The organism is Neisseria oralis, assembly GCF_045062685.1.
Taxonomy (GTDB): Bacteria; Pseudomonadota; Gammaproteobacteria; order Burkholderiales; family Neisseriaceae; genus Neisseria; species Neisseria oralis.
Window position 1 is genome coordinate 129,897 of sequence record NZ_JBJGEB010000006.1, and the last position, 23,094, is coordinate 152,990.

Genomic DNA, 23,094 nt, shown 5'->3' on the forward strand with positions numbered 1-23,094 from the left:
GTTATAAAATAAGCACCTCCAGTCAAAGGAAACCATTATGCAATACAGAATCCGCCGCGAAGGCGATAACACCTCCGACCGACCGGTCGACAACTGGGAGCGCAACACGTTGCGCGATGTACTGCTCGAAGCCTATAAAGAACAACGCCGCGCCCGCCTCTGGCGCAATATCTGGCGCGGTGTGGCCGTGGTACTGTTCCTCATCCTCATAACCGACATCGGCAACAATAGCGAGGGCGGTAAAAAAATCGTCAGCTCCTCCGGTGCGCACACCGCAGTCATCAACCTGAGGGGCGCAATCGGCGACAGCGAATTTGACGACCAAGTCAAAGCGCTGCGCGAAAGCATGGAAGCCGCCTATAAAAACAAAAACGCCAAAGCCATCATCATCCGCGCCAACAGCCCCGGCGGTTCGCCCGTCATATCCAACATCGCATTCAACGAAATACGCCGTCTGAAAGAAGCGCACAAAAACATCCCCGTATACGTCGTAGCGGAAGAAATGTGCGCCTCGGGCTGTTACTACATTGCTGCGGCAGCCGATAAAATCTATGCCGACCCGTCCAGCGTCGTCGGCAGCATCGGCGTTATCGGCGGCGGTTTCGACGCAACCGGACTGATGGACAAAATCGGCGTCAAACGCCGTCTGAAAACCGCCGGCAGCAATAAAGGCATGGGCGATCCGTTCTCCCCCGAAACACCCGAACAGACCAAAATCTGGAATGCCATGCTCGCCGACATCCACGGCGAATTTATCAAAGCGGTCAAACTCGGCCGCGGCAGCCGTTTGAAAGAGAAAGAAAATCCCGATATATTCAGCGGCCGCATCTACACCGGCATCGAAGCCAAACAGGCCGGTCTGATTGACGATTTCGGCAATATTTACAGCGTCGCCCGCGACGTCGTCAAAGCCCCCGAACTGGTGAACTATTCGCCTGACGACGATTTCAGCAAACTGCTCAGCCGCCGGTTGGGTATGGAAATGAAAATGGGGCTGAAGGAAGCGATGAGCAAACTCTGGTAAGCCGTCCGTGCAACAGTAAAGGCCGTCTGAAAAATTTTCAGACGGCCTTTCCGCTCTATATCGTCATGGAATGCCGTTTCGCTCCGGCATCCGAATCATCGGCTAACACACCGGTTAACGGGCACCGCCGCCTAGATAACGGTAGCCGCCGTCATCTTCGCGTGTGCCAGTCGAATCAACGGTAAACTTCACACGGTCGTCGCTTTTGGCCGCGCTGGGGTTAATCGGGTATTTCACTTCGGTCAGGCCGGCAATCGTGCCGGAATCATTGGCATGGTTCCATTCCGGTTGCGGCGCGCCGTTGGCGGCGGCGAAGGCGGCGGAAGCGGAGAGAACGAGGGCGAATACTGATTTTTTCATCATGTTTCCTTTCGATGGTTTTCTTTAAAATATGCTGCTTTGTTTCTGCAACCAGTGAAGTGCATTTTAGTTTCAAACCAATAATTAATGAATGGCGATTTTATTAAACATACTTTTCTTAATAGGAAACTTTAAGTTGCCCGCATCTACAAAAAGGCCGTCTGAAATCAGATTTCAGACGGCCTTTTTTGCCGAGACTACACCAAATCATACACGAACACCCGCGAGTTGCGCCCGCTTTCCATATAATCGCGGCGCCGCTCTTCGGGCAAATCGTCGGCTGAGGCCGCCTGAAAACCACGTTCGGCAAACCATTCGCCGGTATGGGTGGACAGTGCAAACAGTTTGCGGATGCGGCGGGCGCGTGCTTTTTGAAACAGATGCTCCAGCAGCATTTCGCCGTATCCGCCGTCGCGTGCGTCGGGAGAGACGACCAGACAGGCCAACTCGCCGCAGTCGGGGTCGGCAAAAGTCTTCAGGGCGACGCAGCCGTAGATGTGGCAATCGTGTTCGATAACGGAAAAACTGCCGATGTGGTTTTCGAGATATTCGCGGCTTCGACGCAGCAGTATGCCCTGCTCCGCCAGCGGCCTGATCATTTCCATAATGTGGGGAATATCGCCGCTGCGGGCTTTACGGATGCCGACGAAGGAATTTTGCGCCACCGACGTACCCGCGCCGTTACGGGTAAAGAGTTCGCAGATAAGGCTGCCGTCATGCCGACCGCTGAGGATTTGCGTACGGCCGACGCCGTTTTCCACTGCTTTGACCGCAGACAGCAGCAGGCGGGTTTGGTTCGGGCGTATCTGCCGAGCCTCGATACGCTGGCGCGCTTCGGCTGCGGACAGATTGGTTATCAGACGCCCTTCCGCATCCAAAATCCCTTCTTGTTCAACGATATAAACCAGTTTTTCCGCATGAAGCGCCACTGCGACCGCTTCGGCGGTTTCGCCCATACTGAGGTTGAAGGTTTTGCCGCTGAATGAATAACCGAGCGGGCTGATTAAAACGACGGCGCCGTCGTCAAGGCGGCGGCGCACGGCTTCGGTATCGGTTTTGCGGACAATGCCGGTGTAGCCCATATCAACACCGTCGATCACGCCGAGCGGCTTGGCTGCTAGAAAATTACCGCTGGCAATGGCCGGCGGGCTGCTGCGCTGCGGAGTTTGCGAAACGCTGCTGCACAGTGCGGCTTCGATGTCGCTGCGCAAGATGCCTGAGGCTTGTTTGGCGTATTGGAGGACGGTTTCATCGGTGATGCGGCGGTGGTTGTGGTATTGCGGTTCGATACCGTGCGCCTGTGCGATGGCGTTAATCTGGGTACGCGAACCGTGAACCACGACCAAGCGCACGCCCAAGCTGGCCAACAGATTGAGGTCGGCGGCTAGGTTGGTCAGCGTTTCGCCGGAGAGCAGGCTGTCGGATATGCCGACAACCAGTGTTTTACCGCGCAGGTAATGGATATAGGGCGCGGCTTCGCGGAAGCCGCCGACGAAGCCGGCCGTGTCGTTCATAGTAATAAGACCAGATAGAAAAGCTGAATAATCAATACGGTAAGCGCGACCAGTGTTGCCAGCGTCCAGTTGGTATCGTTTTTCCGTTCGGCAGCGGGAACCGCCGCTGCGGCCGCGGCGGGTTTGGGCGCGACGGTAAAGCTGTCGAACAAATCGGCGATTTCGTTGCGGGAAAGCTGCTTCTGCGACTGCACCGGCATTTTGCCGCCGCGCGACAAGCGGAGGTCGGTCATGGCCGTCGGCAAGACTTCGGGCTGAAATTTCCCTTTCAAATCAACTATATTTTCTGTAGCCTTAAACAGACCTTCGCATTTGGTGCATACCACAAAACCTTGTGCGATTTTGAGCTGCTCGTCTTTCACCCAGATTTGGGTATGGCAGCGGGGGCAGGAACAAGCCGGCATGGTAATCTCGTTTCGTAATGTTATGGGGTCGTTGTTATTGGTTTCTGACCGTCGGCACTGCTTTTTCAGACGGCCTTTTTAAGTTTGTTTTCGGTTTGAATCGTTTATCGGAAACACTGCGGACGATTTTACCGCAATATCGTTTTTAAAAAATCCTTACGCCGCGCCGTAACGTTCGCGGTAGGCTTTCACCGGTTCTAAAAAGCCGCCGAACTCGGCGTTGTTTTGCAGCAGCGTGAACAAATCGTTCAGGTTGGCAATCGGCACCACCGGCAAGCCGTATTGTCGTTCGACTTCCTGCACCGCCGACAGTTCGCCCGTGCCTTTTTCCATGCGGTCGAGCGCGATGGCGACGGCGGCGGGCGTCGCGCCTTCCGCTTCAATCAGTTTGACCGATTCGCGCACGGAGGTGCCGGCGGAAATCACGTCGTCGATAATCAGTACGCGGCCTTTGAGCGGCGCGCCGACCAACACGCCGCCTTCGCCGTGGTCTTTGGCTTCCTTGCGGTTGTAGGCAAACGGTACGTTCACGCCTCTTTCCGCCAGCATCATCGCCGTTGCCGCCGCCAGAATAATGCCTTTGTAAGCCGGACCGAACAGCATGTCGAACTTCACGCCGCTTTCGATAACCGCCTGCGCGTAAAACTTCGCCAGTTGCAGCGTCGATGCGCCGTCGTTGAACAGTCCGGCATTAAAAAAATAAGGCGACTGACGGCCTGCCTTGGTGGTGAACTCGCCGAACTTCAATACGTTTTGCTGCAAGGCGAATTTAAGGAAGTCTTGGCGGAAATCGGACATTGTCTCTGCTTTCAAGGGCTTGTACGGAGTACGGATTATAAAGGATTACACGGCTTAATGCGCGGGCCGTATGAAAATGTGTTGTATTTCAGACGGCATTTTTGCGGCAGGTCAAAGCGCCGCCAGCAACGCGGGCAGTTCCGCCAGGCCGTCCAACACGGCCAGACATGGTTCGGCGGCAAGCTGCGCCTTGGTATGCGCGCCGGTCGCCACGGCTACGGCGGATGCTTTGGCATTGGCCGCCATCTGCAAATCATATGTCGTATCGCCGACAACCAAGGTTTCAGACGGCATCAGGCCGAGTGCGTCGCACAATGCGAACACCATCTCCGGCGCGGGTTTGGACGGCTGCTCGCTGGCGCAGGTTGTGGCCACCCAGAAATGCGCGGTACCGGTTTGTCCGATGGCGCGGTCCAGTCCGGTACGGCCCTTACCCGTGGCCACGGCAAGCAGATAGCCCTGCCCTTTCAGGGTGTTCAGACAAGGAACGGCGCTGTCAAACAGTTTCATATTGTGGTTGTTCGGATTCAGATAATGTGAGGCGTAGGTCTCGACGACGACCGCCTGCACGCGGTCGTCGGCGTCGGGAATAAGGTGGCGCACGATGGCGGGCAGGCTGTATCCGATTAAAGGACGAATGCGGTCGGCTTCCGGCACAGGCAGGCCGCAGTCGGCAAAACTCTGCCGGAACGTAGCGATAATCGGGTTGGTGGTATCGGCAAGCGTGCCGTCCCAATCGAAGATGATGAGTTTGGGTTTCATAAATTTTCCTTTCAGACGGCCTCATGCCGGTTTTCCAGCATCACCGTAAATTGCTGCAATTCCTGCGGCAGGTCGGCCTTCAACACCAGTTTTTCGCCTGTCAGCGGGTGGTCGAGGTGCAGCTCGGAAGCGTGCAGGAACATCCGTTTCAAACCGAGTTTCTGAAGGCGTTTGTTGGCCTGATAGTCGCCGTAGCGTTCGTCGCCGGCTATGGGGCAGTGCTGCGACTGGAGGTGGACGCGGATTTGGTGGGTGCGCCCCGTTTTCAGGGTAGCTTCGACCAAGGTCAGGTGCGAGAGGCCGGCTTGGTGCAGGAGGCCGTCTGAAAAACGGTTCAACACGCGGAAAACGGTATGCGCGGACTGCCCGTCTTCGCTGACGCGCACCATTTTTTCGCCTTGCGCGCCGGTGTATTTGAACAAGGGCAGTTTGACGTGGAAGCGGTCGTTTTCCAGCCTGCCCACGCCCAACGCGAGATAGATTTTTTTCGGGCGGTCGTTGCGGATGGCTTCGTGCAGCCTGACGAGCGCGCTGCGTTTTTTGGCAATCATCAGCAGGCCGCTGGTATCTTTGTCGAGGCGGTGGACGAGTTCGAGATAGCGGGCTTCGGGGCGGGCGCGGCGGATTTGTTCGATAACGCCGAAGCTCACGCCGCTGCCGCCGTGGACGGCGGTGCCGGAGGGTTTGTTAATCACCAGCAGCGCGTCGTCTTCGTAAACGATGTCGAACTCGCGCGCGGGGGCGGTCTGAACACGGTTTTCAGACGGCCTCTGTTTTTCGGCGGTACGCACGGGCGGGATGCGGAGCAGGTCGCCCGCCTGAATGCGGCTGTCGGGCTTGCAGCGTTTTTTGTTCAGGCGTACTTCTCCGGCGCGGATAATGCGGTGGATATGGCTCTTGGGAACGCCTTTGAGAATTTTTATCAGATAGTTATCAAGGCGTTGCCCCGCCTCATGTTCGGCCACGCTAATCAGGCTGACCGAATCTTTGCTTATTGCGTGCGTTTTCATCTATAATCCGAACACCGTTCAGCGGAGCGCCGCACTCGGCGAAAGGCCGTCTGAAACGGATTTATGATTTATTGTGAGAAAGCCATTTTATATTAAAAACGCACTCTACAAAGCATTTCCTTCCGCCCGCAAAGCCGACGGGCAGAAATACCGTAATCAAGTTTGAATTTATCTGCCGTTCCGTTTCGGCATAAGACGACAGGGATGCAATACCGCGGTCAGGCCGTACCAACACCGGACAGTATCTCCGGCTCCGGCGGCCGCACTCCGAATCCCGCGCCGCACAAACGGAAAACACAGGCATAACGATACTGAGAAGACGCCGGCTGGATTATTTGAGCCTGAATGCCGCAGAAACGGCGGGCAGGCGGCAGCGGCGGCACAATGCAGGCCGCCGTTGCATCGTTCTTTATATACCTTCCTTATCCGACAATATAACCGCACATGACCGTCGCCCGATACAGGGCGGACGGCGGCTACCCGAAACAGCGCATGTTACGGCGCGGACTGCTGATGGCAGGTCCGCCGTACCACGGCAGCTAACGACGTTTCCGGACCGCCCGTTTTTTCAGACGGCATGAAACCTTGCGGATTCAAATTCAAATACTGATTACCTCGCCGCGAACAGTGCAAACGGGGTGTCCGAGGCCGTCTGAAACGGTTCCGGCCGCCTGACGAGGTTAATAATTATGAAACGCATGTTATTTAATGCCACGCAGGCCGAAGAGCTGCGCGTGGCGATTGTCGACGGCCAAAACCTGCTCGACCTCGACATCGAAACGCTGGGCAAAGAGCAGCGCAAAGGCAATATCTATAAAGGTGTCATCACCCGCATCGAGCCGTCGCTGGAAGCGTGTTTCGTCGATTACGGAACCGACCGGCACGGCTTTTTGCCGTTTAAAGAGGTGTCCCGTTCCTATTTCCAAGACTACGAAGGCGGCAGGGCGCGTATTCAAGACGTGCTCAAAGAAGGCATGGAAGTCATCGTCCAAGTCGAAAAAGACGAACGCGGCAACAAAGGCGCGGCACTGACCACCTTCATCAGCCTGGCCGGACGTTATCTGGTATTGATGCCGAACAACCCGCGCGGCGGCGGCGTATCCCGCCGTATCGAAGGCGAAGAGCGTCAAGAACTCAAAGCCGCTATGGCGGAACTCGACATTCCGAACGGCATGAGCATCATCGCCCGCACCGCCGGCATCGGCCGCAGCGCGGAAGAGTTGGAATGGGATTTGAACTACCTCAAACAACTTTGGCAGGCCATCGAAGAAGCCGGCAAGGCGCACCACGATCCCTACCTGCTTTTCATGGAAAGCTCGCTGCTCATCCGCGCCATCCGCGACTACTATCGTCCCGACATCGGCGAAATCCTAGTGGACAACCAAGAAGTCCACGACCAAGTCGCCGAATTTATGAGCTACGTCATGCCGAACAACGTAGGCCGTCTGAAACTCTATCAAGACCACACGCCGCTGTTCTCCCGCTTCCAAATCGAACACCAAATCGAAAGCGCCTTCTCACGCAGCGTCAGCCTGCCTTCTGGCGGCGCGATCGTCATCGACCACACCGAAGCCCTCGTTTCCATCGACGTCAACTCCGCCCGCGCCACCCGCGGCGCGGACATCGAAGACACCGCCTTCAAAACCAATATGGAAGCCGCCGAAGAAGTCGCCCGCCAAATGCGCCTGCGCGACTTGGGCGGCTTGGTCGTCATCGACTTCATCGACATGGAAAACCCCAAGCACCAGCGCGATGTTGAAAACGTCCTGCGCGACGCGCTCAAAAAAGACCGCGCCCGCGTGCAAATGGGCAAACTGTCCCGCTTCGGCCTCTTGGAATTGAGCCGCCAACGCCTGAAACCCGCCTTGGGCGAAAGCAGCCATGTCGCCTGCCCGCGCTGCGCCGGTACCGGCGTCATCCGCGGCATCGAATCGACCGCCCTGCACGTTTTGCGCATCATTCAAGAAGAGGCGATGAAAGACAATACCGGCGAAGTGCACGCCCAAGTGCCCGTCGATGTCGCCACCTTCCTGCTGAACGAAAAACGCGCCGAGCTGTTTGCGATGGAAGAGCGTTTGGACGTCAACGTCGTCCTGATTCCGAATATCCACTTGGAAAATCCGCACTACGAAATCAACCGCATCCGCATCGACGACGTAGAAGAAGACGGCGAACCGAGCTACAAACGCGTCGCCGAACCCGAGCAGGATGAAGCGGCCAAACCGTTCGGCGGCGAAAAAGCCAAATCCGCCCGCCCCGAACCCGCCGTCAAAGGCGTGCGCCACACCCAGCCCGCGCCGACCGTGTCCGGTGAACGCCAAACATCATGGTGGGACAACTTCAAAGCCTGGTTGAGCCGCATCTTCGGCAACACCCCCGCCCCTGAAACCGCCAAAACCGCCGAACCGGAAAAAAGCGAAAAACGCAGCGCCGATTCGTCCCGCGGCAGCAACCGCCGCGGCAATTCGCGCCGCCAGAACCCGCGCCGCAGCAACAAACGCGACGGCAGTAAAGTCGAAGTGCAGGAAATCAACGCGCAGGCAGAAGAAGCCAAAGCCGAAAGCAAAACCTTGGAACAGGAGGAAAGCAGAGAAAACAACCGCAGCAAACGCAGCCGCAGCAACCGTTCCAACAAAGCCGAGGAACGCGCCGTCGCGCAGGCGGCCTCAAACGCTGCAAACGCGGCCGCAGAAACCGAAAGGCCGTCTGAAAACGCACCGCAGCCGGCCGGCAACCGCAAACGCGGCGGACGCAACAACAAGGCCGCCGAAGCGGCAGCCGCGGCAGTCGAGGCATTGGAAGCGGAAAACATCGCCGATGTGGAAATCAGCGAGGCGGTTGAAGCGGTTGAGGCCGTAGAAACCGAAACCGTCGAACAGCCGCGCGGCAACCGTGACCGCCGCGAACGCAGCGGCAGCCGCAACCAGCGCGACCGACGCAACAACGGCAAAAAACGCAATATTCCGTCTGCCAAAAAAATCGAACAATATCTCAATATTACCGATACCGCGGAAAAAGTGCGTTTCGCCGCCGATCACGTTTTAGGCGTGGCCGCAGCGCAACCGCTGTCCGTCGCCATCTCCGTGCCGCAAGACGCGGAAGAGCCGGCCGCGTTGCAGGATACGGCAGCCGATGCGCCGCTGGTGGTCGTGGTTCCCGAGCCGGTCATCAATACCGCCGCCGCGGAAAATGCCGAACCCGTATTGTTCGTCACCGAAAGCAACGATATCGGAGCAACCGTCGAACAAACCACCGACGACGAGCAGGCTGCTATCGATTCCGCCATCGGCAGCATTGATGCGGCCGCATCGTCCGTCCTGGCCGCCGACGACGAATACAGCTTCCAGCGCATGACCGCCGTTCCGACCAGCGAAGACGAACAGGCCGTACAGGAAATGGAAAACGCCCTGCGCCACATCCAGTCCGCCGCCCAAACGGCTGCGGATACCGAAACGGAAACGGCCGCCGCCGAACAGCCCGCCGCCGATCTGGTCGGATTGGTGCAGATAGAAACCGATTCCACCGCCATCGCCGCCTTTGCCGACCAGCCGCAGGCTGAAAAAGCCGCCGGCCTGCGTCGCGCCGACATACCGAAAGCGCAGGCAACAGCCGATGCCGACGTGGAAATGGTTTTGGTCGAAACCCATAAATCGTAAGGTGATACGCAAAAGCAAAAGCCCGGTTCAATGCCGGGCTTTTTATATTAAGGCCGTCTGAAAACGAAGAAATGTTTTTCAGACGGCCTCCGGGCCGTATGTCTCGACTTCCCTCTCAAAAATGAAACAACACCAAGCTCAAGGCAATCACCGCCATGCCCGAAGTCAGGCCGTAAACGGTTTCGTGTCCGTCGGAATAACGCTTGGCGGCGGGCAGCAATTCATCCAGCGCGAGGAACACCATCACACCCGCAATCACGCCGAACACCGCGCCAAACACGAAAGGCGATAAAAACGGCTTGAGCATGGTATAGCCCAAAACCGCGCCCAAGGGTTCGGCCAGCCCTGAAGCGAGGCAGGCGAGGACGGTTTTTTTGCGGTTGCGGGTGGCGAAATAAACCGGCGCGGCAATGGAAATGCCTTCGGGAATATTGTGTATCGCAATCGCGAGCGCCAGCGGCATCCCGACGGCGGGGTTTTCCAGCGTGGCGAAAAATGTTGCCAAACCTTCGGGAAAGTTGTGCGCGGTAATCGCAAACGCCGCCATCATGCCGACGCGGGCGATGTGGCGGCGTTTGTTTTCCTGAAAGGCGGGGTCGTGCGGGTCGAGCGTTTCATGCGGGTTCGGCACGACGCGGTCAATCAGCGCAATCGCCCCCATGCCTGCCAGAAAAGCCAGCGTTGCGGCGGCAAAGGCTTTGTCTTTGTCGTAAACCTGCGCGAAGGCTTCGCTGGATTTGGTGAAAATCTCCGTCAGCGACACATACACCATCGCCCCGCCCGCAAACGCCAACCCGAACGACAATACGCGCGGATTGGGCGTTTTGGAAAACATCACCAACCCGCTGCCCAGTACGGTGAACAGGCCGGCGGCGAGGGAAATGCCGAAAGCTATTGCAATGTTGGAAAAAGTGATTTCAAACATGGGCTGAATCGTTCATACAATACAAGGAGTCAGCCTAACATAATTTCCAACATAAGAGAATAGTTATTATTTGCATTTTAATCTAAACAAACAACAGCCGCGGCCGGATTTTCAGACGGCCTTTTCGAATCATTCCGAACATATCTTCCAAACTTTCCCGAAAATAACCCGACAGGCCGTCTGAAAAACCGTCCGATATACAAAGTCCTTCCCTTTCCGCTAAAATAAAGGCCGTCTGAAACCCACATCGAAAAGGAAAAGCCATGACCCGTATGGTTCACTGCGTCAAACTGGGCAAAGAAGCCCCCGGGCTGAAATTCCCGCCGCTGCCCAACGAACTGGGCAAGCGCGTTTATGAAAATGTTTCTCAGGAAGCGTGGAACGCATGGACGCGCCATCAAACCATGCTCATCAATGAAAACCGCCTCAGCCTTGCCGACCCGCGCGCGCGCGAATATCTGGCTCAGCAGATGGAAAACTTTTTCTTCGGCGACGGTGCGGACCAAGTACAAGGTTATGTGCCGCAAGAGCCGAAATAGCCGGAAATATGAACGAGGCCGTCTGAAACAACGTTTCAGACGGCCTTTCACTATTTATCCGATTGCCGACGGGGCCGAACGGGGCGGCTGAACCTGTTGCCGTTAAGAAACCTCTGTAATGCAATATTGGCGGGAACAAAAATCACTGTGGAAATCAACGACACCATCAGCGACCAAACAAAATCGTTCACAATGAAAAAATAGAGTGCGGCAAAAGAAAAAACAAAATAAAACAATGCAGTGCCTAATATAAATCTAGTAAATTTCTTCATGCATCCTCCTTATGCCGCCAAAAAGGGAAAACGGCTTCCGCTACGGTTTGCAGGGTCCCGCTCAACCGAGGGTTGCTGTCAAATGTGATGCGATTTCTATAAAAAAGGTTCCGCTTTTTAACAGGCAAACCCATAACAAATTGAATACAAAATATTTTCACAATTAATTGTGCTTTTTTCAAGCCGTTTTCCATCGTAACAGCCCGCTACCGCGCATGTAATTTCCCGTCATTGTATCCAAGTCAATTTTTTTCAGACGGCCTACCCCTATAATCGAAACTCCCTTATCCACGCAAACAGACCATGGCTATCCGATATTGGTTGCAGGCGGCACGGCCGCGCACTTTGCCGCTCGCACTTTCGGGCGCGCTGTTGGGCAGCCTGCTGGCTTCGCTGCAACACCGGACAAACGCAGCCGTAACCCTGCTTTGTGCTGCAACCGCCGCCGCATTGCAGGTTTTCGGCAATCTGGCCAACGACTACGGCGATGCACGGAGCGGGGCGGATTCCCCGTTGCGGCAAGGGCCTGAACGCATGGTGGCTTCCGGCCGCATCAGCCCCGCGGCCATGAGGTTCGGCCTGATACTGTCGGCCCTGTCCTGCATCCTGCTCGGCACCGCCCTGCTTGCCGCCGCACTGCCCGTACTGTGTTTCGGTTGGCAAAGCTGGCTGTTTTGGCTGCTTGCAGGCACGGCGTCGCTGGCGGCTGCCTACTGCTACACCGCGGGCTGCAAACCCTACGGCTATATCGGTTTGGGCGATTTGGCCGTTTTTGTCTTTTTCGGCCTGCTGTCCGTTTGCGGCAGCGAGTTTCTGCACACAGGCCGTCTGAATCCCGCCTCCCTGACACCCGCCGCTGCGATGGGATTATGGTGTTGCATGATATTGAATTTAAACAATATGCGCGACATAAACAGCGATTTGCGCGCAGGAAAGCATACCGTCGCCGCCCGCCTGCGCCTGCCCCGCGCCAAACGTTACCACACCGCCCTTGCCACAACCGCCGCCCTACTCTGGTGCGCATGGCTGCCCGCCTGTTTTCACGGAGCGCCGCTGTATGCCTTTCAGACGGCCTTGGCCGCCGCCAGCCTTACCCACTTGTATTTCCTGAAAAAAGCCCAATCTCCCTCAGAACTGGACAAACTGCTGCCGCAATGGAGCGCCGCCGTATTATTGTGGGTGGTAGCCCTGTGGCTCTGCCGCTGATACCGGAAACATCCCATCGGCAACGGCAGCCTGTCCAACATTCTGATTTACTGTTAGAATCAGGCTCTCTTTTTTTCCCTTAACCGTTTTTTGGAGCAAACGCCATGCAAAACGACGTTTACGACTACACTTCCGCCGGTTCGGTGCAGAAAAACACCGTACTGCGCAAAACCTACAGCCTGCTTGCCCTGTCATTCGTTCCGGCGGCCATAGGCGCACTTGTCAGCGGCAAAATGGGATTCAGCCTGTATGCCATGCTCGGCGGCCGCTGGATGAGCTTCATTGTCGTGATGGCATTTTTCTACGGCATGATTTTCCTGATTGAGAAAAACCGTTACAGCAACGTCGGCGCCACCCTGCTGATGGTGTTTACCTTCGGCATGGGCGTACTGCTCAGCCCGCTGCTGCAATACGCGCTGAACTTCAGCAACGGCACGCAAATCGTCGGCATCGCTTCGGTCATGACCGCCGCCGTGTTCTTCACAATGGCCGCAATGGCACGCCGCACCACCATGAATATGAACTCGCTCGGTCGCTTCCTGACCGTCGGCGCAGTCGTCCTGATGATTGCCGTCGTCGCCAACTTCGCCCTGCAAATCCCCGCACTGAGCCTGACCATCTCCGCCGGCTTCGTCCTCTTCAGTTCGTTGATGATTATGTGGCAGGTGCGTACCGTCATCGACGGCGGCGAAGACAGCCACATCAGCGCGGCACTCACCATCTTCATCTCCCTCTACAACATTTTCAGCAGCCTGCTGCACCTGCTGACCGCACTGGCCGGCGACGACTAAACGCGATTCCGGTTTCTTAAATGAAAATAAAAGGCCGTCTGAAACAACCTTTCAGACGGCCTTTCTTTGACATTCCGTGCCGCAGCCCTTATGCTGGCAGCCACAACAACACACACCGTTCCGCCATGAACCGAACCGCACCCCGCCGCGCCGTTTACGCCGGCAGCTTCGACCCGCCGACCAACGGCCACCTCTGGATGATACGCGAAGCACAGGCCCTGTTTGACGAACTCATCGTCTCCGTCGGCGTCAACCCCGAAAAGCGCAGCACCTTCAGCATCGAAGAGCGCAAAGCCATGCTTGAAGCCATTACGCGCGAATTCCCCAACGTGCGCATCACCGTGTTTGAAAACCGCTTCCTCGTCCATTACGCCAAAACTGTCGACGCCCAATTCATCGTACGCGGCATCCGCACCACCGCCGACTACGAATACGAACGCTCCATGCGCTACATCAACAGCGACCTCGAACCGGAAATCTCCACCGTTTTCCTCATGCCGCCGCGCGAAATCGCCGAAGTCTCGTCCACGATGGTCAAAGGCTTGGTCGGCCCCGTCGGCTGGCGCAGCATGATACGCCGCTACCTGCCCGAACCCGTTTACCAAAAGATTTTGCAGGACCACAGCGAAAGTGCGGAATAACCGCTTTGCCCCATCCGCCTTTCCGAAAGCCAAACAGAGGCGAACGCCGTGCCCAAACAAAAACGCCCGTTTTAAAACGGGCGTTTCAACGTTTCAGACGGCCTCAGGCAAAAAAATAACCGCCTGAAAGCGGTATTTTGGTTGCGGGGGCAGGATTCGAACCTACGACCTTCGGGTTATGAGCCCGACGAGCTACCATGCTGCTCCACCCCGCGTCAGAAAACGCAACTATACTGTATCTCACCTGCCCCGTCAAGCCGTTTTTAAAAATTACCTGCCGCCGCCCGTTTTTGCGGAACCTCCTCCCAGTGGAGAACAACGCGACTCGCAGCCTTTTCCCTTCCGCAAACAAGCGGCTGAAATTCATCCGAGGCCGTCTGAATCCCCTTTTCAGACGGCCTATTTGCTATAATTCCGCTTTGTTTTCATCCATCACAACACATCACCATGCCCCATCCCGACTTCTCCCAAACCCTCTCTAAAGACCGCCATTTCCTACGTTCCGCCTTCAAAAATCCCAACAAATACGGCGGCTTGTCCAAAGTCAAAGAAAAATACCAAAAATCGCACGAAATCTTTTTGAGGCGTCTGGCCGCATTGCCCAAACCCGAATTCGACAACACCCTACCCGTTCACGAAAAGCTCGAAGAAATCAAAAAAGCCATTGCCGAAAATCAGGTAACGATTATTTGCGGCGAAACCGGTTCGGGCAAAACCACGCAGTTGCCCAAGATTTGTTTGGAACTCGGGCGCGGGGCGGCGGGGCTAATCGGGCATACCCAGCCGCGCCGTTTGGCCGCGCGCTCGGTGGCGGAGCGGATTGCCGAAGAGCTGAAATCGGAAATCGGCAGCGCGGTCGGCTATAAAGTGCGCTTTACCGACCACACTTCGCGCGATGCCTGCGTCAAGCTGATGACCGACGGCATCCTGCTGGCAGAAACGCAGACCGACCGTTATCTCGCTACCTACGACATCATCATCATCGACGAAGCGCACGAACGCAGCCTGAACATCGACTTCCTGCTGGGCTACCTGAAACAGCTCCTGCCGCGCCGCCCCGACTTGAAAGTCATCATCACCTCGGCAACGATAGACGCAGAACGCTTCTCCCTACACTTCAACGGCGCGCCCGTGCTGGAAGTGAGCGGGCGCACCTATCCCGTCGAAATCCTCTACCGCCCGCTGACCAGCAAAGACGAAGACGACGCAGAAGTGGAGCTGACCGATGCGATTGTCGATGCAGCGGACGAATTGGCGCGACACGGCGAAGGCGATATTTTGGTGTTCCTGCCGGGTGAACGCGAAATCCGCGAAGCCGCCGAAGCCCTGCGCAAATCCACGCTGCGCCGCAACGACGAAATCCTGCCCCTGTTCGCACGCCTGTCGCACGCCGAACAGCACAAAATCTTCCACCCCTCCGGTGTGAAACGCCGCATCGTGTTAGCAACCAACGTCGCCGAAACCTCGCTCACCGTGCCGGGCATCAAATACGTCATCGACACCGGCCTCGCGCGTGTCAAACGCTATTCCGCGCGGGCGAAAGTGGAGCAGCTTCATGTCGAAAAAATCTCCCAAGCCGCCGCCCGCCAACGCTCCGGCCGCTGCGGACGCGTCTCCGCAGGCGTGTGTATCCGACTGTTTTCAGAAGAAGACTTCAACAGCCGCACCGAGTTCACTGACCCCGAAATTGTCCGCAGCAACTTGGCCGCCGTCATCCTGCGCATGGCAGCGTTGAACTTGGGCGACGTGGCGGCATTCCCATTTTTAGAAATGCCCGATTCGCGGTATATCAATGACGGGTTTCAGGTGTTGTTGGAATTGGGGGCAGTTAATGAACATAACGGACTGACCAAACTCGGCGAACAAATGGCGCGCCTGCCCATCGACCCGAAAATCGCGCGCATTTTGCTGGCGGCGAAGAAACACGACTGTATGGCGGAAATATTGGTGATTGCGTCCGCGCTGTCGATTCAAGACCCGCGCGAGCGGCCGTTGGAAGCGCGCGATGCCGCCGCCAAGGCGCACGAGCGTTTTACCGACAAGCAGTCCGATTTCCTTGCCTATCTGAATATTTGGGACAGTTTCCAGCGCGAGCGCGATAAAGGCTTGTCTAACAAGCAGCTGGTGCAGTGGTGCCGCCAATATTTCCTGTCGCACCTGCGGATGCGCGAGTGGCGCGAACTGCACCACCAGCTTGCCCAAACCGCGATTGAAATGGGTTTGACCACCAAGGAAGCCGCTTTCAGACGGCCTCCCGAAGTCAAGCAGCTCACGTCGTCTGAAAATGCGGGCGACCAAGACCTATCCGCCAAACTCAAACAAAAACAACTGGATAAGAAGCAACACCGCGCCCAAATCCGCGCTGCCAAAGAAGCGGGCTACGAACAAATCCACCGCGCCCTGCTGACCGGCCTCATCGCCAACGTCGGCATGAAGTCGCCCGACGGCAACGACTACACCGGCGCGCGCGGCAGCCGCTTCCACCTTTTCCCCGCCTCCGCCCTGTTCAAAGCCAAACCCAAATGGGTGATGGCGGCAGAACTCGTTGAAACGACAAAACTTTATGCGCGAGACGTAGCCACCATCCAACCCGAATGGATCGAGCAGGAAGCGCCGCACCTCGTCCGCTACCACTATTTCGAGCCGCACTGGGAACAAAAACGCGGCGAAGTCATCGCCAGCGAACGGGTAACGCTCTACGGCCTGACCGTCCTGCCGCGCCGCCCCGTGTCCTACGGCAGAATCGCCCCCGAAGAAGCGCGCGAAATCTTTATCCGCAGCGCGTTGGTGGCGCAGGAATACGATTTGAAAGCGGACTTTTTTGTCCACAACAAAAAGCTGATTAAGGAAATTACCGAACTCGAACACAAATCGCGCAAGCAGGATGTACTGGTCGATGATGAAGCCCTATTCGCGTTTTATCACGAACGGCTACCCGATTTTTATACGGCGGACGCGGTTTCAGACGGCCTGCATCCTGCAAATCCGCAGCAAACCGCCCCCTCCCCCGTGGGGGAGGGCTGGGGAGAGGGCAAAACAGTTGCCTCCCAAACCAACTTTTCTGCAACCTCAGCAAGCCCTCTCCCTAACCCTCTCCCACAGGAGAGGGAACAGAGTGCCGCAGTCTCAACGGTTTCAGGCAGTCTGCACAACGTAGGGTATGTAGCGCAAGCCACGCACGCGGATTCCAAAGATACGGACAACCGCGTGCGTGAACCGAGTTTACACACCCTACAAAACATTTCAGACGACCCCAAACCCAAAAAGCAGCCTGCACTTCAAAAAAACCGTCTGAAACCCCTCCCCCTTGCCGACATCCGCACCTTCCAAGCCTGGCTCAAAACCGCCGAGCGCGACAACCCGCGCCTACTGTTCCTCAGCCGCGACGACCTCATGCAGCACGCCGCCGCGCACATCACCGAAGAACAATTCCCCAAACACTGGCAAACCGCAGACGGCAAATTCAAACTCAGCTACCGCTTCGAGCCGCACCACCCGCTCGACGGCGTTACCCTCACCCTGCCGCTCACCGTGCTCAACCGCATCAGCCCCGCCGCCCTCGAATGGCTCGTGCCCGGCATGATACGCGAAAAAATCCAGCTACAAATCAAAGCACTGCCCAAACAAATCCGCCGCATCTGCGTACCTGTGCCCGAATTCATCACCCAATTTTTAAGCCAAAACCCCGACCGCAACGCCCCCATCCTGCCCCAACTCGCCCAAGCCATCGCCAAAACCGCAGGCGACATCCGCATACTGGAGCAAATCAACCAAGACGAATGGGCCGCGTTCAGGCTGCCCGAACACTGCTATTTCAACCTCCGCATTATCGACGACAGCGGGCAAGAATTAGCCATGGGGCGCGATTTAATCCAAATCCAACAACAACTTGGCAAAGCCGCCGCCACCACCTTCCGCGACAACACCCAAGAATTCGAGCGCGACAACGTCACCGCATGGGACATCGGCACCCTGCCCGAATCCATCAAATTCGCCCGTGGCAAACAACAGCTCACCGGCTACCTCGGCCTGCAAAAAGAAAAAGACGGCCGCATCGCCCTGCGCCTGTTCGACACGTCTGCCGCCGCCACACAAGCCCACAGATTAGGCGTAATCGAACTCATGAAACTACAACTAAAAGAACAAGTTAAAGACCTGAACAAAGGCATCCAAGGCTTCACCCAAGCCGCCATGCTGCTCAAACACATCAATGCCGACACCCTGCGCGACGATCTCACCCAAGCCGTCTGCGACCGCGCCTTTATCGGCGAAGACGAACTGCCGCGCAATGAAAAAGCCTTCAAAGAACAAATCAAACGCGCCCGCAGCCGCCTGCCCGCCGTCAAAGAAGCCCTCAGCCGCTACTTGCAGGAAACCGCAGCCGCCTACGCTGAACTAAACGGCAAACTCGGCAAACACCCGCTCACCCACCTCCTACGCCAACGCCTGCAAACCCTGCTCGCCGCCGGCTTCGCCACCCGCACCCCGTGGGCACAATGGCCGCGCCTCCCCATCTACCTCAAAGCCATGACCCTGCGCCTCGAAAAATACAGCGGCAACCCCGCCCGCGACGCAGCCCGCGAAGCCGATATTCAAGAGCTTGAACAAATGTGGCAGGAAAAAACCGACTGCTTAGTGAAACAAGGATTACCCGTTTCAGACGACCTCGCCGCGTTTAAATGGATGATTGAAGAATTGAGAGTATCGCTGTTTGCACAGGAATTGAAGACACCGTATCCGGTGTCGGTGAAGAGGTTGTTGAAGGTGTGGGAAGGGGTGAAGATAAATAGCTGATAGTAGAATTGATTTAAATAGATTTTCGATATTTATACTTGACAATATTCCAAATTAGGATAAAATGCTTCTTATGAAAAAAAAACTCCCACGTTATCCAAATAATCTTTCCATATCTAATGGAACAGATACAAAAAAAAGAATACAGTCTGGCATATCAACCTCGAATGTTACTATGTCCGCCAGCTTTGCTGGAAATGCAGATGTTTTTCCAAGTATTTTAGACTTACACATCCCTATAGGTTCAAAAATTGCTGATGTAACCTATGGCAAAGGAGTATTTTGGAAAAATGTAGACTTATCTAAATATGAATTATTAGCTTCAGATATTGCCACAGGTGTTGATTGTCGCTCTTTGCCCTATGAAGATAATAGTCTAGATGCAATAGTTATAGATCCTCCCTATATGGAAGGACTCTTACGTAGCAATCCTAATCACAAAGCTGGAACTGGCTCACATTTAGCATTTAGAGACTATTATTCTAATGGTAATGAAAATAGTGATAAAAAAAGTCCTAAATGGCATGGAGCAGTTACAGATTTATACTTTAAAGCTGGGCAAGAAGCGCTTCGAGTACTAAAAGAAAAAGGAGTAGCCATTGTCAAATGCCAAGATGAAGTATCTGCTAACCGTCAATGGCTTACCCATGTGGAAATTATTAATTTTTACGAAAAAATTGGATTTTATACAAAAGATTTATTTGTTGTAGTACGTCAAAATAAATCAGCGGTTTCCAGATTAAAAAAACAAATACATGCACGAAAAAATCATAGTTATTTTTTAATTTTTGTAAAGATACCAAAAAATAAAACAAAATTACAAATGCGTGGTTAATTCTTATCTTTTTTCTGTAATTAATTCATCTAATAGTTTAAAGGGGTCATCACTAAACGGCTCAACAGGAGGCCATTTAATTGGAACAAGGGAAGCAATTAATTGCTCCCTTTGTTCTATTGAATATTTTTTATATGATGATTTTGGCAGATCTACATTTTTGGCAAAAACAAACCTCCATTTTTCTCCAAATGCAAAACAATTAACTGCTAATAAGTCAAACTCTCCGCGTAATAATAAAGTTGTGTTTAATTCAGTACCATCTGAAAATTTAATAACTCGCCTATCACTTCCATCAACTTGTGCCTTCCCTTCCCACTTATCTTCATCCAGTTTTTTACACATATTTGTTTGAAGACTTTTTACTTCTACAATAAATTCATGCCCCCTATAAATAATACGTCTATCCCCCTTTTTACTTCTATCATGGTCATCATCTTTTGATGAATAAGTAATACTAGGATGATTTAGAAATTGGTCATGGAATTTTTTTTCTGCGATATATCCTAAATTCATTCCACGCAAACTTGGATTTTCATCTATCAATTCAGTAAATTCTTCCTCAGAAATTTCCCATCGCTCAAGGATAGACTTTTTCATTAACATCTCCTATTATTTTACTTAGAATAATGCTTGGATCTATATTCAAAGCGTTGCATATTTGAAGGAATTCAATTACATCCAGTCTTCGTTCCCCACTTTCATATTTTGAAATAAATGATTGTGGCTTATTTAACCGAATAGCTAATTCGCATTGCGTAATGTTGCTGCTTTTACGTGCACTGGATAACGCGTGAATAAATTTCATGTATTGAGTGTTTCGGTTCATGCTAATTATTATGTATCCTAATTCAGAATATACCAAATTAGGATATTATTTAAGCGCGACGTAGCAAGCTGTAGCTTGCATCAAGTCGTGTGCGGTACGCACGCACGCGGTCTTCTAAATTACTTCCCTTTCCAGCCAAACAAAAGGTCGTCTGAAACCCATTTTCAGACGACCTTTTGCCACTTTACAAAACAAGAATTCCCACTACCCTCTCCCCAAATGTCGCCCGAACCAATAAACTTCCCATATCTCAACAACTCCTTGGAAGCAAACCATGCCCCGCATCCGCCCGCCCCACCTGTTCCCGCCCCATATCGCCGAACGCGGCCTGCTGTATTTTGAGCTGAGCAAAGTTCGCGCCGTCCGCAAAACTTCCGCAGGGCGTTATCAGCAAGCTGTAACCTGCATTCCAACGCTAAAGGCCGTCTGAAAAATCCCCTGCGGAATTTTTCAGACGGCCTTTCATTCGGGTATTGACTATCTAATCAATCAAGCCCGACATCCATTGTTTTCTCTTTATAGCGCGTATTGGGTACCAAAACGATTTTGTCGTCCACTTTGCCGATGGCGCTCGTATCTTTGTCCGGATAGTCCAGATGGTGCAGGAAGTAGCGGATGCAGTTGAGGCGGGCGCGTTTTTTGTCGTCGGAACGGATGATGACCCAAGGCGCGTCGCCGGTGTGGGTGTGGAAGAACATGGCGTTTTTGGCTTCGGTGTAGTCGTCCCAGCGGTCGAGCGACTGGATGTCCACGGGGGAAAGTTTCCAGTGTTTCAGGGGATCGTCGCGGCGGGAGATGAAGCGGCGCAGTTGTTCTTCGCGGGATACGGAGAACCAGAATTTGAAGAGGTGGATGCCGCTGGCGACGAGCATACGTTCCAATTCAGGGGTTTGGCGCATGAAGAGCAGGTATTCGTTGGGTTCGCAGAAACCCATCACGCGCTCTACGCCGGCGCGGTTGTACCATGAACGGTCAAAGAATACCATTTCGCCTGCGGTCGGCAGGTTTTGGATGTAGCGTTGGAAATACCATTGGCCGCGTTCGGTGGTGGTCGGTTTTTCCAGTGCGACAACGCGTGCGCCGCGCGGGTTCAAATGTTCCATAAAGCGTTTGATGGTGCCGCCCTTGCCTGCGGCGTCGCGGCCTTCAAACAGGCTGACGATGCGTTGGCCGGAGTCTTTGACCCAGCTTTGCACTTTCAGCAATTCGATTTGCAGCTTTTGTTTTTCTTTTTCGTATGCGGCGCGACGCATACGTTGTTTGTAGGGGTAGTTGGCGGGAAGCGGCGCGCTGCCGGAATCTTCGTCCGTACCGCGTCCTTCGTGTTCCAAAACGGCTTTTTCGAAAACTTGCAACTGGTCTTGCTTTTCGCCCAATTCAACGTTTTCAAACGGTTCTAACTGATGATCTGCCATAGGGTCTCCTTATTGATTAAGTTTGAAATGATATGGTGTGGTATGGTTTGATTCTACTCCTTTGCCCCTCAGCGGACTACATAAAATTACACTGCGCCATTTTTTTCGGCGCGGTCTGCTAATTTGTGTAAAAACAGCGTATAATCAGGCTATTTGCACCACAGCCATGCCCTATTTCGCCCTGTTTGACGATGCCGTGAGCGGCCGCGCAAAACTCTATCAAAATCATGTGGAAAGCCGCCTTTTCCATCATAACGAACTGGATTCGCTAAACGATACGCTGCAAAAGGGCTGGCAAAAAGGGCTGCATGCTGTGTTGTTTGCAGACTACGAATTCGGTTTGCCGCTGATGGGGATTGAGTCCGAACGTGGCGGCAATCTTGCCCTGCACTGGTTTGCCGACTGCGCCGACATCGATGCCGAAAGCTGGCTTGCCCAAAATTCAGACGACCTCCCCGCGGGTATTTCCACGCCGCAATCCTCCGTATCCGAAGCCGATTACCTCGATCACATCCGCCAAATCCACGAAGCCATCCGGCGCGGCGACACCTATCAAATCAACTACACCACCCGCCTGCACCTGCAAGCCTACGGCAACCCCGTCAGCCTCTACCGCCGCCTGCGCCAGCCCGTCCCCTATGCCGTCTTGTCCCACCTGCCCGATGCGGCAGGAAAATCCGCGTGGACGCTGTGTTTCTCGCCCGAACTCTTCCTCAAAATCGGTGCGGACGGCACCATCAGCACCGAACCGATGAAAGGCACCGCGCCGATTTTGGGCGACGGGCAAGACGAACGCCGCGCCGCCGAGTTGCAAAACGACCCGAAAAACCGCGCCGAAAACGTGATGATTGTCGATTTGCTGCGCAACGACCTCGGCAAAATCGCCCAAACCGGCAAAGTACGCGTGCCCGAGCCGTTCAAAGTATCGCGTTTCGGCAGCGTCTGGCAGATGACCAGCACCATCCAAGCCCAAGCCCTACCGCACATTAGCGCCGCCGACATCCTCCGCGCCGCCTTCCCCTGCGGCAGTATCACCGGCGCACCCAAACGCATGAGCATGCAGATTATCGAATCGCTCGAAGCCGAACCGCGCGGCCTGTACACCGGCAGCATCGGCTACCTGAAACCCTGCGCGGGCGGACTGGGGTTTGAAGGCATATTCAACGTCGTTATCCGCACCTTGTTGCTCAAACCCGTTTCTAACTCAGTTTCAGACGACCTAGATAGTGGATTAAATTTAAGTCAGGACAAGGCGACGAAGCCGCAGACAGTACAGATAGTACGGCAAGGCGAGGCAACGCCGTACTGGTTTAAAGTTA

22 protein-coding genes and 1 tRNA gene are annotated in these 23,094 nt (G+C 54.6%); 10 read left to right on the forward strand and 13 right to left on the reverse strand.

All coding sequences use genetic code 11. The features are described 5' to 3' along the window. Nucleotides 1-37 precede the first annotated feature (37 nt). Complete coding sequence (locus ACI43T_RS07505) at nt 38-1,024, forward strand: S49 family peptidase (RefSeq protein ID WP_293276007.1); 987 nt, start codon at nt 38-40, stop codon at nt 1,022-1,024. Between the two features lie 114 nt (nt 1,025-1,138). On the opposite strand, the gene ACI43T_RS07510 is transcribed toward ACI43T_RS07505, so the two are convergent. The 6 genes from ACI43T_RS07510 to ACI43T_RS07535 all read right to left on the reverse strand — a co-directional run bounded on the left by ACI43T_RS07510 (nt 1,139) and on the right by ACI43T_RS07535 (nt 5,872). Then, the gene (locus ACI43T_RS07510) at nt 1,139-1,387 is read right to left on the reverse strand and encodes a hypothetical protein (protein WP_297957149.1); all 249 of its coding nucleotides are present in this window, start codon (nt 1,385-1,387) and stop codon (nt 1,139-1,141) included. Nucleotides 1,388-1,581: 194 nt separating this feature from the next. After that, nucleotides 1,582-2,898, reverse strand: a complete 1,317-nt coding sequence (gene argA, locus ACI43T_RS07515) for an amino-acid N-acetyltransferase (protein WP_377080026.1) — start codon at nt 2,896-2,898, stop codon at nt 1,582-1,584. Next, a complete protein-coding gene (locus ACI43T_RS07520; RefSeq protein WP_405386248.1) occupies nt 2,895-3,302 on the reverse strand; it encodes an MJ0042-type zinc finger domain-containing protein in 408 nt (135 codons plus the stop codon). Before ACI43T_RS07520 ends, argA begins: the two co-directional genes overlap by 4 nt. A 156-nt stretch (nt 3,303-3,458) precedes the next feature. After that, nucleotides 3,459-4,100: an orotate phosphoribosyltransferase gene (pyrE, locus tag ACI43T_RS07525; RefSeq protein ID WP_009174914.1), complete on the reverse strand. Its 642-nt coding sequence runs from the start codon at nt 4,098-4,100 to the stop codon at nt 3,459-3,461. Nucleotides 4,101-4,211: 111 nt separating this feature from the next. After that, nucleotides 4,212-4,862 carry an HAD-IA family hydrolase gene (locus tag ACI43T_RS07530; protein ID WP_377080022.1) on the reverse strand — a complete coding sequence of 217 codons (651 nt, stop codon included), beginning with the start codon at nt 4,860-4,862 and terminating at the stop codon, nt 4,212-4,214. A gap of 11 nt (nt 4,863-4,873) precedes the next feature. Then, entirely contained in the window at nt 4,874-5,872 is a 999-nt protein-coding gene (locus ACI43T_RS07535) for an RluA family pseudouridine synthase (RefSeq protein ID WP_405386251.1), read from the reverse strand. A 689-nt stretch (nt 5,873-6,561) separates the two neighbouring features. Here ACI43T_RS07535 and ACI43T_RS07540 point away from each other — a divergent pair. Beyond that, on the forward strand, nt 6,562-9,528 hold the full coding sequence (locus tag ACI43T_RS07540) for an Rne/Rng family ribonuclease (protein WP_405386253.1): 2,967 nt from the start codon (nt 6,562-6,564) through the stop codon (nt 9,526-9,528). Between the two features lie 115 nt (nt 9,529-9,643). Here ACI43T_RS07540 and zupT read toward each other — a convergent pair whose 3' ends face one another. Beyond that, nucleotides 9,644-10,453: a zinc transporter ZupT gene (zupT, locus tag ACI43T_RS07545; RefSeq protein ID WP_297957167.1), complete on the reverse strand. Its 810-nt coding sequence runs from the start codon at nt 10,451-10,453 to the stop codon at nt 9,644-9,646. A 263-nt stretch (nt 10,454-10,716) separates the two neighbouring features. On the opposite strand from zupT, the gene ACI43T_RS07550 reads away from it, so the two are divergent. Next, nucleotides 10,717-10,992 (forward strand): oxidative damage protection protein, encoded by a 276-nt coding sequence (locus ACI43T_RS07550; RefSeq protein ID WP_009174919.1) that lies wholly within the window; start codon nt 10,717-10,719, stop codon nt 10,990-10,992. A 50-nt stretch (nt 10,993-11,042) separates the two neighbouring features. Here the strand turns inward: ACI43T_RS07550 and ACI43T_RS07555 are convergent, their stop codons facing one another. Further along, nucleotides 11,043-11,264 (reverse strand): hypothetical protein, encoded by a 222-nt coding sequence (locus tag ACI43T_RS07555; RefSeq protein ID WP_405386256.1) that lies wholly within the window; start codon nt 11,262-11,264, stop codon nt 11,043-11,045. Next, nucleotides 11,261-11,446, reverse strand: coding sequence for a hypothetical protein (locus tag ACI43T_RS07560; RefSeq protein WP_405386258.1), 186 nt, complete (start codon nt 11,444-11,446; stop codon nt 11,261-11,263). The genes ACI43T_RS07555 and ACI43T_RS07560 overlap by 4 nt, the downstream gene beginning before the upstream one ends. A 121-nt stretch (nt 11,447-11,567) precedes the next feature. Here ACI43T_RS07560 and menA point away from each other — a divergent pair, with 121 nt between their 5' ends. The 3 genes from menA (at nt 11,568) to coaD (ending at nt 13,902) form a co-directional block, all read left to right on the forward strand. Then, nucleotides 11,568-12,470 (forward strand): 1,4-dihydroxy-2-naphthoate octaprenyltransferase, encoded by a 903-nt coding sequence (gene menA, locus ACI43T_RS07565; RefSeq protein WP_405386260.1) that lies wholly within the window; start codon nt 11,568-11,570, stop codon nt 12,468-12,470. A gap of 104 nt (nt 12,471-12,574) precedes the next feature. Further along, nucleotides 12,575-13,261 carry a Bax inhibitor-1/YccA family protein gene (locus ACI43T_RS07570; RefSeq protein WP_293276018.1) on the forward strand — a complete coding sequence of 229 codons (687 nt, stop codon included), beginning with the start codon at nt 12,575-12,577 and terminating at the stop codon, nt 13,259-13,261. Nucleotides 13,262-13,386: 125 nt separating this feature from the next. Then, nucleotides 13,387-13,902: a pantetheine-phosphate adenylyltransferase gene (gene coaD / locus ACI43T_RS07575; RefSeq protein ID WP_293276119.1), complete on the forward strand. Its 516-nt coding sequence runs from the start codon at nt 13,387-13,389 to the stop codon at nt 13,900-13,902. 138 nt (nt 13,903-14,040) lie between these two features. Here the strand turns inward: coaD and ACI43T_RS07580 are convergent. After that, nucleotides 14,041-14,117 (reverse strand) — tRNA-Met (locus ACI43T_RS07580). Between the two features lie 232 nt (nt 14,118-14,349). On the opposite strand from ACI43T_RS07580, the gene hrpA reads away from it, so the two are divergent. Beyond that, the gene (gene hrpA, locus ACI43T_RS07585; RefSeq protein ID WP_405386262.1) at nt 14,350-18,696 is read left to right on the forward strand and encodes an ATP-dependent RNA helicase HrpA; all 4,347 of its coding nucleotides are present in this window, start codon (nt 14,350-14,352) and stop codon (nt 18,694-18,696) included. Between the two features lie 73 nt (nt 18,697-18,769). Then, complete coding sequence (locus ACI43T_RS07590; RefSeq protein ID WP_405386264.1) at nt 18,770-19,531, forward strand: DNA methyltransferase; 762 nt, start codon at nt 18,770-18,772, stop codon at nt 19,529-19,531. 3 nt (nt 19,532-19,534) lie between these two features. On the opposite strand, the gene ACI43T_RS07595 is transcribed toward ACI43T_RS07590, so the two are convergent. Both ACI43T_RS07595 and ACI43T_RS07600 read right to left on the reverse strand, forming a co-directional pair. Next, nucleotides 19,535-20,131, reverse strand: a complete 597-nt coding sequence (locus tag ACI43T_RS07595; protein ID WP_405386266.1) for a hypothetical protein — start codon at nt 20,129-20,131, stop codon at nt 19,535-19,537. Next, nucleotides 20,112-20,360 carry a helix-turn-helix domain-containing protein gene (locus ACI43T_RS07600; RefSeq protein WP_405386268.1) on the reverse strand — a complete coding sequence of 83 codons (249 nt, stop codon included), beginning with the start codon at nt 20,358-20,360 and terminating at the stop codon, nt 20,112-20,114. Before ACI43T_RS07600 ends, ACI43T_RS07595 begins: the two co-directional genes overlap by 20 nt. 274 nt (nt 20,361-20,634) lie before the next feature. On the opposite strand from ACI43T_RS07600, the gene ACI43T_RS07605 reads away from it, so the two are divergent. Next, complete coding sequence (locus ACI43T_RS07605) at nt 20,635-20,790, forward strand: hypothetical protein (protein WP_405386270.1); 156 nt, start codon at nt 20,635-20,637, stop codon at nt 20,788-20,790. A gap of 55 nt (nt 20,791-20,845) precedes the next feature. Here the strand turns inward: ACI43T_RS07605 and ppk2 are convergent, their stop codons facing one another. Beyond that, nucleotides 20,846-21,775: a polyphosphate kinase 2 gene (gene ppk2, locus ACI43T_RS07610; protein WP_405386272.1), complete on the reverse strand. Its 930-nt coding sequence runs from the start codon at nt 21,773-21,775 to the stop codon at nt 20,846-20,848. A gap of 166 nt (nt 21,776-21,941) precedes the next feature. On the opposite strand from ppk2, the gene ACI43T_RS07615 reads away from it, so the two are divergent. Then, on the forward strand, nt 21,942-23,094 hold a 1,153-nt coding region (locus tag ACI43T_RS07615; protein WP_405386274.1), incomplete at its 3' end, for a chorismate-binding protein.

Excerpts from the sequence above, each read along its gene's own strand:
- ACI43T_RS07535 (WP_405386251.1), bottom strand. The coding sequence starts at position 5,872 with ATGAAAACGCACGCAATAAGCAAAGATTCGGTCAGCCTGATTAGCGTG.
- ppk2 (WP_405386272.1), bottom strand. The coding sequence starts at position 21,775 with ATGGCAGATCATCAGTTAGAACCGTTTGAAAACGTTGAATTGGGCGAA.
- ACI43T_RS07570 (WP_293276018.1), top strand. The coding sequence starts at position 12,575 with ATGCAAAACGACGTTTACGACTACACTTCCGCCGGTTCGGTGCAGAAA.
- argA (WP_377080026.1), bottom strand. The coding sequence starts at position 2,898 with ATGAACGACACGGCCGGCTTCGTCGGCGGCTTCCGCGAAGCCGCGCCC.
- ACI43T_RS07540 (WP_405386253.1), top strand. The coding sequence starts at position 6,562 with ATGAAACGCATGTTATTTAATGCCACGCAGGCCGAAGAGCTGCGCGTG.
- zupT (WP_297957167.1), bottom strand. The coding sequence starts at position 10,453 with ATGTTTGAAATCACTTTTTCCAACATTGCAATAGCTTTCGGCATTTCC.
- ACI43T_RS07530 (WP_377080022.1), bottom strand. The coding sequence starts at position 4,862 with ATGAAACCCAAACTCATCATCTTCGATTGGGACGGCACGCTTGCCGAT.
- pyrE (WP_009174914.1), bottom strand. The coding sequence starts at position 4,100 with ATGTCCGATTTCCGCCAAGACTTCCTTAAATTCGCCTTGCAGCAAAAC.
- ACI43T_RS07520 (WP_405386248.1), bottom strand. The coding sequence starts at position 3,302 with ATGCCGGCTTGTTCCTGCCCCCGCTGCCATACCCAAATCTGGGTGAAA.
- ACI43T_RS07600 (WP_405386268.1), bottom strand. The coding sequence starts at position 20,360 with ATGAACCGAAACACTCAATACATGAAATTTATTCACGCGTTATCCAGT.
- hrpA (WP_405386262.1), top strand. The coding sequence starts at position 14,350 with ATGCCCCATCCCGACTTCTCCCAAACCCTCTCTAAAGACCGCCATTTC.
- coaD (WP_293276119.1), top strand. The coding sequence starts at position 13,387 with ATGAACCGAACCGCACCCCGCCGCGCCGTTTACGCCGGCAGCTTCGAC.
- ACI43T_RS07510 (WP_297957149.1), bottom strand. The coding sequence starts at position 1,387 with ATGATGAAAAAATCAGTATTCGCCCTCGTTCTCTCCGCTTCCGCCGCC.
- ACI43T_RS07505 (WP_293276007.1), top strand. The coding sequence starts at position 38 with ATGCAATACAGAATCCGCCGCGAAGGCGATAACACCTCCGACCGACCG.
- menA (WP_405386260.1), top strand. The coding sequence starts at position 11,568 with ATGGCTATCCGATATTGGTTGCAGGCGGCACGGCCGCGCACTTTGCCG.
- ACI43T_RS07605 (WP_405386270.1), top strand. The coding sequence starts at position 20,635 with ATGCCCCGCATCCGCCCGCCCCACCTGTTCCCGCCCCATATCGCCGAA.
- ACI43T_RS07550 (WP_009174919.1), top strand. The coding sequence starts at position 10,717 with ATGACCCGTATGGTTCACTGCGTCAAACTGGGCAAAGAAGCCCCCGGG.
- ACI43T_RS07555 (WP_405386256.1), bottom strand. The coding sequence starts at position 11,264 with ATGAAGAAATTTACTAGATTTATATTAGGCACTGCATTGTTTTATTTT.
- ACI43T_RS07595 (WP_405386266.1), bottom strand. The coding sequence starts at position 20,131 with ATGAAAAAGTCTATCCTTGAGCGATGGGAAATTTCTGAGGAAGAATTT.
- ACI43T_RS07590 (WP_405386264.1), top strand. The coding sequence starts at position 18,770 with ATGAAAAAAAAACTCCCACGTTATCCAAATAATCTTTCCATATCTAAT.